The 12,874-nt window shown below is 71.2% G+C and carries 12 protein-coding genes; 3 read left to right on the forward strand and 9 right to left on the reverse strand.

Going from position 1 to position 12,874, the window contains the following annotated elements; all coding sequences use genetic code 11:
* Nucleotide 1 precedes the first annotated feature (1 nt).
* Both ABD830_RS13000 and ABD830_RS13005 read left to right on the forward strand, forming a co-directional pair.
* Nucleotides 2-736 (forward strand): hypothetical protein, encoded by a 735-nt coding sequence (locus ABD830_RS13000; protein WP_344986949.1) that lies wholly within the window; start codon nt 2-4, stop codon nt 734-736.
* A 24-nt stretch (nt 737-760) separates the two neighbouring features.
* The gene (locus tag ABD830_RS13005) at nt 761-1,855 is read left to right on the forward strand and encodes a DegT/DnrJ/EryC1/StrS family aminotransferase (protein WP_344986950.1); all 1,095 of its coding nucleotides are present in this window, start codon (nt 761-763) and stop codon (nt 1,853-1,855) included.
* Here the strand turns inward: ABD830_RS13005 and ABD830_RS13010 are convergent.
* Together ABD830_RS13010 and ABD830_RS13015 are read right to left on the reverse strand one after the other, a co-directional pair.
* Nucleotides 1,850-2,449, reverse strand: a complete 600-nt coding sequence (locus ABD830_RS13010; RefSeq protein ID WP_344986952.1) for a dTDP-4-dehydrorhamnose 3,5-epimerase family protein — start codon at nt 2,447-2,449, stop codon at nt 1,850-1,852. The two genes, ABD830_RS13005 and ABD830_RS13010, sit on opposite strands and share 6 nt — an antisense overlap.
* Nucleotides 2,442-3,659: a methyltransferase domain-containing protein gene (locus ABD830_RS13015; protein WP_378520948.1), complete on the reverse strand. Its 1,218-nt coding sequence runs from the start codon at nt 3,657-3,659 to the stop codon at nt 2,442-2,444. The genes ABD830_RS13010 and ABD830_RS13015 overlap by 8 nt, the downstream gene beginning before the upstream one ends.
* 14 nt (nt 3,660-3,673) lie before the next feature.
* Here ABD830_RS13015 and ABD830_RS13020 point away from each other — a divergent pair, with 14 nt between their 5' ends.
* Complete coding sequence (locus tag ABD830_RS13020) at nt 3,674-4,948, forward strand: NDP-hexose 2,3-dehydratase family protein (RefSeq protein ID WP_344986953.1); 1,275 nt, start codon at nt 3,674-3,676, stop codon at nt 4,946-4,948.
* On the opposite strand, the gene ABD830_RS13025 is transcribed toward ABD830_RS13020, so the two are convergent.
* From ABD830_RS13025 to ABD830_RS13055, 7 genes are all read right to left on the reverse strand, one after another.
* Nucleotides 4,899-5,921, reverse strand: coding sequence for an NAD-dependent epimerase/dehydratase family protein (locus ABD830_RS13025; RefSeq protein WP_344986955.1), 1,023 nt, complete (start codon nt 5,919-5,921; stop codon nt 4,899-4,901). The two genes, ABD830_RS13020 and ABD830_RS13025, sit on opposite strands and share 50 nt — an antisense overlap.
* Nucleotides 5,882-6,706: a DivIVA domain-containing protein gene (locus ABD830_RS13030; RefSeq protein ID WP_344986958.1), complete on the reverse strand. Its 825-nt coding sequence runs from the start codon at nt 6,704-6,706 to the stop codon at nt 5,882-5,884. The genes ABD830_RS13025 and ABD830_RS13030 overlap by 40 nt, the downstream gene beginning before the upstream one ends.
* A complete protein-coding gene (locus ABD830_RS13035) occupies nt 6,703-7,881 on the reverse strand; it encodes a globin domain-containing protein (RefSeq protein ID WP_344986959.1) in 1,179 nt (392 codons plus the stop codon). The genes ABD830_RS13030 and ABD830_RS13035 overlap by 4 nt, the downstream gene beginning before the upstream one ends.
* A gap of 171 nt (nt 7,882-8,052) precedes the next feature.
* Nucleotides 8,053-8,994 (reverse strand): sigma-70 family RNA polymerase sigma factor, encoded by a 942-nt coding sequence (locus ABD830_RS13040; protein WP_344986961.1) that lies wholly within the window; start codon nt 8,992-8,994, stop codon nt 8,053-8,055.
* 103 nt (nt 8,995-9,097) lie between these two features.
* Nucleotides 9,098-10,246, reverse strand: coding sequence for an imidazolonepropionase (gene hutI / locus ABD830_RS13045; protein WP_344986962.1), 1,149 nt, complete (start codon nt 10,244-10,246; stop codon nt 9,098-9,100).
* A gap of 66 nt (nt 10,247-10,312) precedes the next feature.
* Nucleotides 10,313-11,635, reverse strand: coding sequence for a formimidoylglutamate deiminase (locus ABD830_RS13050; protein WP_344986963.1), 1,323 nt, complete (start codon nt 11,633-11,635; stop codon nt 10,313-10,315).
* Entirely contained in the window at nt 11,626-12,849 is a 1,224-nt protein-coding gene (locus ABD830_RS13055; RefSeq protein ID WP_344986965.1) for an allantoate amidohydrolase, read from the reverse strand. Before ABD830_RS13055 ends, ABD830_RS13050 begins: the two co-directional genes overlap by 10 nt.
* Nucleotides 12,850-12,874 lie beyond the last annotated feature (25 nt).

Raw genomic sequence — 12,874 nt, forward strand, 5'->3', positions numbered from 1 at the left:
CATGTCATTCGCTAATCTCTGGTCGGCGGAGATCATCAAATTCCGCACGCTGAGGAGCTATCTGATCACGGTGATCGCGTCCATCGCCGTCGCCGGCATCGCCGCCGCCCTCGTCGGCACCGGAGTCGACGCCAAGGGCAACATCCCCGGGATGGGCACGTCGATCCAGGCCGTCGCCTTCCCCATGGAAGTGGTCATCTACGCGATGATGGTGCTCGGCGTGCTCATCGCCACAGGCGATCTGCGCAGCGGCACCTTCCGCATCACCTCGATCATGTCGCCCTGGCGCCGGCAGGTGCTGACGGCCAAGTTCACCGCGGCCGCGGTGATCGCGCTCGCGGTCGGCGTCGTGTCGACGGCTCTGGCGTACGTGGGCGGGCTGCTGACAGGCGGCAGCGGATACTCGCCGCTGAGCGGTGACGGTGGGCTGCTCGTGCTGACGACCCTGATCGCGGTCCCGCTGGCCACCATCCTCGGCACGGCCATGGGGCTGCTGCTCAGGAGCACCGCGGGCGCGGTCGCGCTGCTGCTGGTGTGGGCGCTCGGCATCGAGGCGGTCTTCGCCTACACCGTCCCGCCGGAGGTCGTGGCCTTCCTGCCGTTCAAGACGGTCGGGGCGGCCGTCGCGAACCTGCCGCTCGGCCCGCTGCCCGGACTGGGGATGTTCACCCTGTACGTAGCGATCGCCACCGGTCTAGCGATCTTCGTGTACGAGCGACGCGATCTCGGTACGTGACGACACCCCAGGAGGAGACGCTCCATGCACGTATGGGATTACCTGGCCGAATACCACGCCGAGCGAGAGGACATCCTCGACGCGGTCGAGCAGGTCTTCGAATCCGGCAGGCTCATCCTCGGCCAGAGCGTGCTGGGCTTCGAGTCCGAGTTCGCCGCCTACCATGGCCTGCGCCACTGCGCGGGGGTCGACAACGGCACCAACGCGATCAAACTCGCCCTCCAGGCGCTCGGCGTGGGCAAGGGTGACGAGGTCATCACGGTGTCCAACACCGCGGCGCCGACCGTCGTGGCCATCGACGCGGTCGGCGCCGTCCCGGTCTTCGTCGACGTGCACCCCGGCACGTACCTCATGGACGTGGACCAGGTGGCCGCCGCCATCACGCCGAGGACCCGCTGCCTGCTGCCCGTGCACCTGTACGGGCAGTGCGTGGACGTGGCGCCGCTGCGGCGCCTGGCCGACCGGCACGGCCTGGTGATCCTGGAGGACTGCGCGCAGGCGCACGGGGCCCGCCGGAACGGCGTGATCGCCGGATCCACGGGCGACGCCGCCGCCTTCTCCTTCTATCCGACCAAGGTCCTGGGCGCCTACGGCGACGGTGGCGCGGTTCTCACCGACGACGACGCGGTGGACCGCGCCCTGCGCCGGCTGCGTTACTACGGGATGGAGGAGCGCTACTACGTCGTCGAGACGCCCGGCCACAACTCCCGGCTGGACGAGCTCCAGGCGGAGATCCTCCGCCGCAAGCTCCGCAGGCTCGACGGCTACATCGCCGGACGCCGGGCCGTGGCCGCGCGCTACGCCGACGCGCTCGGGGACACCGACCTGGTGCTGCCCGCCACCGACCCCGGCAACGACCACGTGTACTACGTCTACGTCGTACGGCATCCGCGCCGTGACCAGATCATCCAGGCCCTCGCGGACGAGGGCGTCCACCTCAACATCAGCTATCCATGGCCGGTGCACACGATGACGGGCTTCGCCCATCTGGGCTATCGGCAGGGCAGCCTGCCGGTGACCGAGCGCCTGGCCGGCGAGATCTTCTCGCTGCCGATGTACCCCTCGCTGTCGCAGGAGAAGCAGGAACGGGTGATCTCGGTGCTGCGGAAGGTGCTATGACCAGGCATGCCGCACCGCTTCGCACGCGGCGTGATCGGGCAGCAGGCCGCGCTCCGCGGCCTGCGCGAACGTGGGCGCGGCACGGTCGCGCTCGGACAGGACGGGCTCCAGGTCCCGCGGCAGCGGCAGGCCGAGCTCCGGGTCCAGCACCGAGAGTGCCAGCTCGTTGCGCGGCTCGTACTCCTCCGACAGCAGGTAGGAGATGATCGTGTCGTCCTCCAGCGCCACGAAGGCGTGCCCGACGCCGGGCGGCAGGTAGACGGCGCAGTGACCGCTCCCGCTGAGCTCCACCTGGTCGACCCGGCGAAAGGTCGGCGACCCGAGCCGCAGGTCGACCACCAGATCGAGCGCCCTGCCGCGGACACACCGCACGTATTTGGCGGTTCCCGGCGGCGCCGGCGTGTAGTGCAGGCCGCGCACCACGCCGCGCCGGGAGGTGCTCTGGCTGGCCTGCGCGACGGGGAAGAGCGGATGCCCGAGCGCGGCCACGAAGTCCGCGCGCTGGTACGCGGTGACGAACTCGCCGCGCTCGTCGGGGTAGGCCGTCGGCTGGAAGGCGAAGGCGCCGCGGACCTCGAGCTCCCGGCTAAGCAACGTGGACCTCCGGCACGTAGAGGATCCACTGCCCGCCCGCCTCGCGGAACTCACGCTCCTTGGCCATGATCTCCGCGGCGTGGTTCCAGGCGAAGAGCACCGCGTAGTCGGGGTAGGGATCGCGGAAGGCCTCCGGCCCCCTGATCGGGATGTGCGAGCCGGGAGTCAGCCTGCCCTGCTTGGCCGGGGTGGTGTCGACGATGAACGGGATCAGGTCGGGTCCGATCCCGCAGTAGTTGAGCACGGTGGCGCTCTTGGCGGTGGCGCCGTACCCGGCGACGCTCGCGCCGCGCTCGCGCAGCTCGGTGAGCAGCGCGACCAGGCGGTCACGGTTGTCGGCGGCGCGGCCCGCGAAGGCACGCAGCGCGGCGGCGGTCGCGATGCCCTGCGCGGCCTCATCGGCGAGCAGGTCACGCACGGCGGCGCTCTGCTCCCTGGCTCCCTTTCCGGCCAGCGTGTATCTCACCTCTCCCCCGTGGACGTCCAGCCGCTCGACATCGACGAGCTCCAGCCCGTACGGCGCGGCCATCCGCTGCACCGAGCCGGCGGAAAAGAGGAAGAAGTGCTCATCGTAGATCTGGTCGAAGGAGGTCAGGCGGACGACGTCGCCCAGATAGGGGTCCTCGAACACGAAGACGCCGTCGGGGCCGAGCAGCGTGGCCACGCCGCGCAGGATCGAGCCGATGTAGGGGATGTGGCACAACGTGTTGGCCGCGTAGATCACATCGGCGGGTCCGTCGGTGGCGCGGATCCGCTCGGCGACGCCCGACTCGAAGAACTCCTTGCAGACCCGTACCCCTTGGGCCGCGGCGCGGTCGGCGACGCCTCCCGACGGCTCCACGCCCAGGTGCCTGACGCCCGCGCGAGCGAGGTTGCCGAGCATGACGCCGTCGTTGCAGCCCAGCTCGACCACGAACGGATCGCTCCGTTCGCTCATGACCCGCTGGGCGAAGCCGGCGAAGTGCTCGCGCATCACCGACGAGCCCGAGGACAGATAGGGATAGCCGTCGTGGAACATGCGTTCCCGCGGGACCTCCTCCATGAGTTGCACCATGGAGCACGAGCCGCATACGCCGACGGCGAGCCGGAAAAAGAACTCCGCCCGTTGTTCGGCCGGTTCTCTGAATGCGTCGGACAAAGGCTGCCGCCCGAAGTCGGCGACCTGTTCCAACCGCCCGGAACAGATTCGGCAACGCATCTTAATTTCCATGGAGCCACTATATTATGAATGCCCTCCGCTGGCTTTCCGCGCACGGCTCGATGAAAGCCGAAAGAATTCCGCTGGACGAACTCACCGGCTGGCGCCGCGACCCCGGCACCGGCAATCTGGTGCATGCGAGCGGAAAATTCTTCAGCGTCGAGGGGGTGGACGTCCGCTACCCCGACGGGCCTGTGTCACGGTGGGCGCAGCCCATCATCAACCAGCCCGAAGTGGGCGTGCTCGGCATCCTCATGAGACGGCTCGACGGTGTCCCCCAGCTGCTGCTTCAGGCCAAGCACGAGCCCGGCAACGTCAACGGCGCCCAGCTGTCCCCGACCGTGCAGGCCACCCGGAGCAACTACACGCGCGTGCACGGCGGGCGTCCCGTGCCCTACCTGGACAGGTTCCGCTCCCCGGACGGCCGGGTGCTGAGCGACGTGCGGCAGTCGGAGCAGGGCAGCTGGTTCTACCGCAAACGCAACAGGAACATGGTCGTCGAGATCACCGACGACCTCGCGCCGTCGGCGGGCTTCCGCTGGCTGGCCCTGGATGACGTGCTCGACCTGCTGTCGGTGCCCGACGTGGTGAACATGGACACCAGGACCGTGCTGTCCTGCCTGCCGCCGTCCGTATGGGGCGACGAATACGCCATGTCCGGCCGTTCCCGGCACGACATGGGCGAGATCCTGAGCTGGATCACCCAGCGGCGCTCGACGGTCGAGATCCACGTCGAGCGGATACCGCTCGACCGGGTCGGCGGCTGGCGGAGGGAGCGCGGCGCGATCGCCCACGAGACGGGCAGGTATTTCACCGTGATGGGGGTGAGCGTGACCGCCAGCGACCGTGAGGTGGGCGCCTGGACGCAGCCGATGATCGAGCCGACCGCGACCGGCGTCGTGGCGTTCCTGCTCAACCGGTTCGACGGCGTGCCGCACGTGCTGGTCAGGGCACGCGTCGAACCTGGATACGCCGACGTCGCAGAGCTGGGGCCGACCGTGCAGTGCGCGCCCGCCAACCACGACACGCCGCCGCCGTACCTGGAGGAAGTGCTCGGCACGCCGCCCGGCCGGGTGCTCTTCGACACCATGCTGTCGGAGGAGGGCGGGCGTTTCCACCACGCGCGCAACCGTTATCTCATCGTCGAGACCGACGCCGACCATGCGCACCCGGACTTCCGCTGGGTCTCCCTGCCGCAGCTCACCGAGTTGCTGCGGCACAGCCACTACCTCAACGTGCAGGCCAGGACGCTCATCGCGTGCTTGTACAGCGTGGTGCGAGAGATGGTCGCAGCGCGTTAGCCACGGTCTCCCTGAGCCCCTCGCTCAGCTCGACGAGCGGGCTCCAGCCGGTCACGGCGGTGAAGCGCGACGCGTCGATCTCCACGTCCATGAGGTCCCCAGAGGTGGCATGCGCGGGCGGCGGCACGGATCGCAGCGGCACCGGGTGCCGGCCCGTGTGCTCGGCGACCGTCCTCGCGACCAGCCCGAACAGGGTGGCGACCGCCACCGGGCGTCCCGTGCCCACCACCCAGTGCCGTCCCGCCAGCGTGCCGGCGTGGTCGAGCGCGGCCACCAGGGCGCCTGCCGCGTCGCGCGCGTGCAGCAGGTCGCGTCTCATCCGGCCGTCTCCCCACATCTGCAGCGGCTCGCCGGTCAGGGCCCGGCGCGCCATGGCGGACACCACGCCGCGTTCGGCGCCGTCGGGGCGGCAACCGTACACGGTGGGCAGCCGTACGGAGACGCCGTGCGCGAGCCCGGCCGACGTCGCGCGCATGAGCGCGGTCTCGGCGGCCAGCTTCTGCCGGTCGTAGAGGCTTGCCGGACGGTCCGGTTCGGTGCCGTCGATGCGGCCCGCCGCGCCGGACTGCGACGTCGAGCCGGCGAACACCACGACGGGTCTCGCGGGCCCGGTCGCGGCGAGCACGTCGCTCAGGACGCCGACGTTGATCCGCTCGCCCGCGTCGTCGCCCTCGGCCACCCGCCAGGCGCGCGTGCCGTCGTGGCGGGCCACGAGGTGGAGGACGGCGTCGGCGCCCGCCACCGCCGCGGCGACCTGGCCAGGAGCGGTGAGGTCCGCGGCGAGGGTCTCCGCCTCCGCCCTGCCCGTGAGCCGCGGCGGCTCGTGCGAGGCGACCAGGCGCAGCCTGATGTCCCGGTCCGCGAGCAGGTCGGTGACCTGCGAGCCGATCAGCCCCGTGGCCCCGAGGACCACGACGAGGCGCCGGTGCGCGGTCACGCCGAGCCGCCGCCGATCCCTTCGGCCGTCTCCCACTCGTCGAGGTTCATCAGCATCAACTCGAAGTGGTCGCGCAGCTTGCCGCGATACGCCTGGTTGGCCGCGCGCAATCGGGCGATCTCCCGGCCCACCGACTCGTCACCGGCGACGCCCTGCTCCCCGGCCGCCTTGGCCAGCATCGCGCCGCGCCTGAGCAGCGCGTCCTCGATCAGCTCACGGCTGTAGCGCTGCGCGTCCTGGATGTACTGGTCGGCGGTCTGCTGCGCCTGCGAGAGCAGGCTCGCGGCGTACACATGCGCCTCCTGGACGCGGCTGGCCACCGTACGCGACGCTGCCTGCTCGGCCGGGTCGACGCGCGCCAGCCCGGTCTCCCTGGCCTTGGGCTGCTCCCTGGGAGGTTCGGCGGGGGCGGCGGGCTCCGGCCCGCTCTGCGCCTGCCGCGTCGCGGTGTCACGCAGCAGCTTGACCTCGGCCTCCAGCGCCTTCTTCTCCTGTGTCAGCCGTACCAGCTCGGTCTCGACCCGGTCGAGGAGGTTGTTCACCTGGTTCTCGTCCAGGCCGCGCTTGCCCAGCGGAGCGCGGCGGAACACCACCGAACGCAGCGCCGCCGGGGTCAGCCGCTCGGCGGAGACGTCATCGCCCGCCGTCTGGGGCTCGTCCCACTGCGGCTCCTCCCAGGCGTCCTCGTGCCATCCGCTGTTGGCGTCGCTGTTGTCACCGGGCGTTTCCTCGGTCCACGGCATCAGGTCCTGGGCCGCGCGGTGCCCGTTGCCGTTCAGCGACTGGCCCGGCGGGGGAAACGGTTCCATCGAGTCATTCATGTGGCAAACCTCCGGGAAGGCGTGACGGCGGTGGCGAATCTCTCCAGCCGGATGCGGTTGTCGCTGAAGCCGTTCGCCAGTAGCATGGCCACCGTGCTGTCGACCATGCCCGGCGGGCCGCACACGTAGGCGTCGTAGCCCTCCCAACGGCCATAGCGGCTGACGGCCTCGCTCACCGTACCCGTGGTGGCCACGCTCTGGTCCTCCAGCTCCGACAGCGCCGCGCGGACAGTGAGCCAGGGGAACTTCTCCTCCCAGCCACGCAGCGCGTCGAGGTCGTACAGCCCTTCGGGCTCGCGCGCACCGACGAACACCGACACCCACGGCGGCACCGGGAGCTTGGTGACGTGCTCGAGAATGGCTTTGATGGGGGCGAATCCGGTGCCGCCCGCGATGAGCAGGATGTTGCGCCCCGTGTTCGGGTTGAGCGTGAGAGTGCCGACGGGTGCGCCCAGCTTGACGACCTCGCCCTCGCGTACGTCGCGGACCAGCGTGCGACCCACCGCGCCGTCCGCCTTGACGTGCAGCTCGATCGTGTTGTCCCGGCGCGGCAGGTTGGCCATCGAGTAGTAGCGCCACATGTTGGGCCACTGCTTGACCTCCACGGGCGCCGACTGTCCTGGGACGTATTTGAAGGGCCGGTCCACCAGCAGCCGCAGCACCGCCACGTCCACGCTTCTCCGCTCGTGGCTGATCACCTCGGCCGTCCAGTACGCGGGCCGGAGGCTGGCGTCCTGCCGCGCCCCTTCCGCCAGCGTCCGGGTCAGCAGCGACAGGAAGTCCCGCCACTCCTCCTCGACCGCCTCATTCCACACGTTTCCCGAAAAGCGCTGCATGGTGTGCACCAGGCTGGCGCCCCACTGCTCGTAGTGCTCACTCTGGATGCCGGACTTCCGGTGGCTACGGGCGAGCTGGTGCAGGTACGGCGTGATCTCCGACAGGTTCTGCGCATGCTCCACGGCGTACGACAGCGCCGTCATCAACCGGTCGCGCTGGCGGCGCATCTGGACCGGGAACAGCTCACGCAGCGCGGGAGCGCGGAGGAACAGGTCGGAGAACAGGTAGAGCGGCACGTTGTCGCCGTATTTGGCGACGAGCTCGAAATTGGCTTTCACCTGGGTGAACGCGGGGGCGCTCGCGCCATGGGGCGACAGCTCGACGCTCATGCCCGGCATGTGGCCTCCAGCCTTCTGTCAACGCTCCGACTTCCCATCAGTCTCGCGTCGGCTGGGACGATCTTGTAGTCGCCTGAGTCATGGGCCCCATATGACATCTGTCACCCGCCGGCCCGGGCAGCGGGCGCAACGCAAAGGGCGCCCCGGTTACTGGGGCGCCCTTTGCGAGGATCAGGCGGCGGCGGTGGCCATCTTGCGCAGGCGGGCCAGCGCGTCGCGCTCGATGCGGCGCGCCCGGTCGCGGCCGATGCCGTAGCGTTCGCCCACCTCCGTGAGCGTGTGCTCGCGCCCGTCCACCAGCCCGTACCGCCAGCGCAGCATCTCGCTGGTGGGCCCCTCGAGCCCGGTCAGCCACTGGTCCAGGCGCTCGCGCTCCAGGATGTCGATGGCCTGCTGCTCGGGGTCGGCCCACGTCTCGTCGGCGATCATGTCGCCGAGCTCCGTCTCGTCCTCGTCACCCACACCGAGCTGGAGCGAGACCGGGTCGGACGCCCACCGCCGCAGCTCGCGCACGCGCTCGATCGGCAGGTCGAGGATCCCGGCGAGGTCGTCGTCGGTCGGCTCGGCGTCGAACTCGGCCAGCATGTCGCGCCGGACCCGCATCAGCCGGGTCATCTGCTCCCCCGCGTGCGTGGGCAGGCGTACCGGGCGGGCCTGCTCGTGGATGGCGCGGCCCACCGACTGCCGGATCCACCACGTCGCGTACGTCGAGAACTTGTACCCCCGCCGGTAGTCGAACTTCTCGACAGCGCGCACCAGCCCGAGATTGCCCTCCTGCACCAAGTCGATCAGCGGCATCCCCCGCCCCGAGTATTTCCTGGCCACCGCCACCACCAGGCGCAGGTTGGCCTGGATGAACTCGTCCTTCGCCCGCTGGCCCGAAATGGCCAGCCGCTCCAGCTCCTCGTCGGCCGCGTCCCCGATCCGCGGCTCCGAGCCCCCGCTGTCGAGCAGCTGCTCGGCGAAGAGACCCGCCTCTATCCGCTTGGCGAGCTCCACCTCTTCCTCCGCCGTGAGCAGTGGGACCCGGCCGATCTCAGCCAGATATGTCCCCAGCAGATCGCGCTCCGCGACGTGCTGCTCCTGCGTGCGACTCCCCGTAGGCCTTGCCATCCCCAGGCACCTCGTTCCGCAGCTGCGTTCTATATCCGGCCAACGTCCGGCCAGAAGCAAAGATTCCCTAAAGCACTACGTCCGAGGGATGGTTCTGGATGTCCTACTCAAGGAGGAGACCGTCGTGAAACACCTGGTGAACGAGGGGGACGCCAGGCCGGTAGGCCAGGTGTACATAGGAGGGGGCGTCGAGCACGACCACGTCCGCGCGGGCTCCGGGCCGCAGCGAGCCTACGTCCGTACGCCGTAGCGCGCGTGCCCCGCCGTACGTCGCCGCCCTGACCGCCTCCAGCGGCGTCATCCGCATCTCGCGTACGGCCAGCGCCACGCAGAACGCCATCGACGACGTGAACGACGACCCCGGGTTGCAGTCGGTCGCCAGCGCCACGGTCGCGCCCGCGTCGATCAGCCGCCGCGCGTCGGGGTACGGCGAGCGCGTCGAGAACTCGGCCCCCGGCAGCAGCGTCGCCACGGTGTCCGAGGAGGCCAGCGCGTCCACGTCGTCCGGCGTCAGGTGGGTGCAGTGGTCGGCGGAGGCCGCGCCCAGCTCACAGGCGATCCGCACGCCAGGCCCCTCTCCGAGCTGGTTGGCGTGCACGCGCACCCCCAGCCCCGCCTTCAGCCCGGCGCCCAGGATCTCGCGCGTCTGGTCGCCGTCGAACGCACCGCGCTCGCAGAAGACGTCCACCCATTTCGCGTACGGTGCGCACGCCTCGAGCATCTCGCCGGCGACGAGCCGTACGTAGGAGTCGGCGTCCATGTCCGCGGGCACGACGTGCGCCCCCAGGAACGTGGTCTCATCGGTCAGCCTGGCGGCGATCCGCAGCGAGCGCCGCTCGTCCGCGACGGTCAGGCCGTACCCGCTCTTGATCTCCACGGTGGTCGTGCCCTGGGCGAGCATCTCGTTCACCAGGCCCAGCGTGCGGGCGGCCAGCTCGGCGTCGCCGGCCCGCCGGGTGGCGGCGACCGTGGTCCTGATGCCGCCGCCGGTGTACGGCTCGCCGGACATGCGGGCCTGGAACTCGGCCGTCCGGTCACCGGCGAAGACCAGGTGGGCGTGGCTGTCCACGAAGCCGGGGATGACGGCCCGGCCCTCGACGTCCACGCGCTCGTCGGCGTCGGGAGCCTGCGACGACGGCCCGACCCACGCCACCACGTCGTCGTCCAGGACGAGGGCCGCGTCCTCGATCTCCTCGCGCTCGGGGTCGCCCGTGTAGAGCAGCCCGATCCCGTCGATCAGCGTCGTGGTCATCGCACCCTCTCCATCACCTCGGCCAGCGTGGTCATCGCAACCTCTCCATCGCCTCGGCCGGCGTGGTCATCGCACCCTCTCCATCGCCTCGGCCAGCAGGGATCCGACGTCGCCGAGCTCGTGCCGGCCGTCCGTGACGATCCGGCGGCCGCCGGAGACCACCGAGTGCACGTCCGCCGCCGTGGCCGCGAACACCACGGCCTCCAGCCCGCGGGCGCCCGCCGTACGCACGGAGTCGAGCCGTACCGACACCAGGTCGGCCCAGGCGCCGGGCACGAGCAGGCCCGCGTCGGGAAAGCCGAGCGAGGCGTGGCCCGCGCCCGTGGCGGCGGCGAGCAGCTCGGCGGCGCTCCAGTTGCCGCGCTTGCCACTGCTCAGCCGCTCGTCCAGCTCCACGGCCCTGGCCTCCTCGAACAGGTCGATCATGGCGTGGCTGTCGGAGCCGAGCGTGAGCTGCGCGCCCCGGTCGGCCGCCGCCCTGGCCGGGCCGATGCCGTCGGCGAGGTCGCGTTCGGTGGTGGGGCACATGCAGATGTACGTGCCGGACTGGGCGATCAGCTCGATGTCCACGTCGGTCAGGTGGGTGGCGTGCACCGCGGTCGAGCGCGGGCCGAGCGCGCCCCGCTCGTGCAGCACCTGGACCGGCGTGGCCGCGTACATCTCCACGCACGCGGTGTTCTCCGCCGGCTGCTCGGACACGTGCATGTGGAGCGGCGCCGCGAAGCGGTGGGAGAACTCGGCCACGACCGGCATCTGCTCGGGCGGCACCGCGCGTACCGAGTGGATGGCCGCGCCGATCTCCACGTCGGGCTGCCCCTCGTACGCCGCCGCCAGCTCCTCGGCCCTGGAGGCCCAGTCCTCCGCGGACCCGTCGGTGAAGCGCAGCTGCGCGCCGGAGAGCGGGGCGCCGATGCCGCCGGACAGGTAGCACGTGTCGAGCAGCGCGATGCGCAGGCCCGCGTCGCGGGCCGCGCGGATGAGGGCGTGGCCCATCGCGTTGGAGTCGTCGTACGGGCGGCCGTCCGGCGCGTGGTGCAGGTAGTGGAACTCGCCCACACAGGTCACCCCAGCCAGCGCCATCTCGGCGTAGACGGCCGTGGCCAGCCGGAGGTAGGAGTCGGGGTCGAGCGCCGCCGCCACTTCGTACATCTGGTCGCGCCATGTCCAGAAGTCGCCCTTGCCCTCCTGGGCGCTGCCGCGAAGAGCGCGGTGGAAGGCGTGGGAGTGGGCGTTGGCCAGCCCGGGGACGGTGAGCCCTGGCAGGCGCACGGCCGGGCCCGGCGGCCCCTGGCCGACGCTCGCGATCCTGGCGCCCTCGACCTCGATGAGCACGCCCTCCGCGACACCGTCGGGCAGCCAGGCGTGCTCGCACCAGTAGGTCAGCGACACAGATCCTCCAGCACGTCCGCGAGTGCGATGACCCCCGCCTCGCAGTCTGCCTGCTCGGCGTGCTCGTGGGGAGAGTGGGACACGCCGGTGGGGTTCCTGACGAACAGCATCGCGCTCGGAACGCCCGCCGCGGCCAGGATTCCCGCGTCGTGGCCCGCGCCCGTGGGGAGGATCGGCGCGGGCGTGTCGCCCCCGGCCACCCGGGCCAGCCGCTCTCCGAGCGCCGCGTCGAAGTCGACCACCGGCGTCCACGACTCCTCCCGGACCTCGACCCGCGCGCCTGCGCCGGTGCCTGTGCCGGGGCCGCCGCCCGCTCCGGAGGTCGCCTCGCGCTCCAGCTCGGCGACGAGGTCGCGGACGGCGCTCTCCTCCGCCCCGCGGGCGTCGAGCCAGGCCGAGACGAGGCCGGGGATCGCGTTGGCGTTGCCGGGCGAGACGCGTACCTTGCCCACCGTGGCCACCACCCCGCGCTCCGCCGAGGCCGTGCGGGCCGTCAGCACCATGCGGGCGAACGGCAGCATCGGGTCGTCCCGGTCGGCCAGCCGCGTGGTGCCCGCATGGTCGGCCCGGCCCCGGAAGTCGAAGCGCCACCGCCCGTGCGGCCAGATCGACTGAGCCACCCCGACGGGCCGCCCCTCGTCGACGAGGCCGCGGCCCTGCTCGACGTGGAGCTCCACGAACGTGCCGACCATGGCGAGCGTCTCGTCGTCCCGCCCGATCTCGTGCGCCGCCCGCCCCGCCTTCGTCAGGACGTCGGCCAGCGTGTCGCCGGAGTCGTCCGTGAGCGCGAGCGCCCTGTCGGGCCCCAGCACGCCCGTGAGCAGCCGCGACCCCATGCACGGCACCCCGAACCTGGCGCCCTCCTCGTCGGTGAAGCACGCCACGCCGACCGGCACGGCAGGCCGCGTCCCCCGTTGCCGGAGGAGGTCCAGCGCCGCGAAGGCCGACACGACACCTAGCGGCCCGTCGTACGCGCCGCCCTGCCGTACGGAGTCGAGATGGCTCCCCGTGACCACCCCCGGGCGATCCCGCGAAGGGGAGCCCCACCACGCCCAGAGGTTGCCGTTGCGGTCCTCGCGCAGGTCGAGCCCCCTGCGCCGGGCCTCGCCCGCGAACCACTCGCGCAGCTCCATGTCAGCGTCCGACCAGGCGTCCCTGACGTAGCCCCCGGTCGCCGGATCCCGTCCTATGTGCGCGAGTGGTTCAAGAAGCATGGCCCCACTGTAATGAATGGATCCA

This window comes from Nonomuraea helvata (assembly GCF_039535785.1).
Lineage (GTDB): Bacteria > Actinomycetota > Actinomycetes > Streptosporangiales > Streptosporangiaceae > Nonomuraea > Nonomuraea helvata.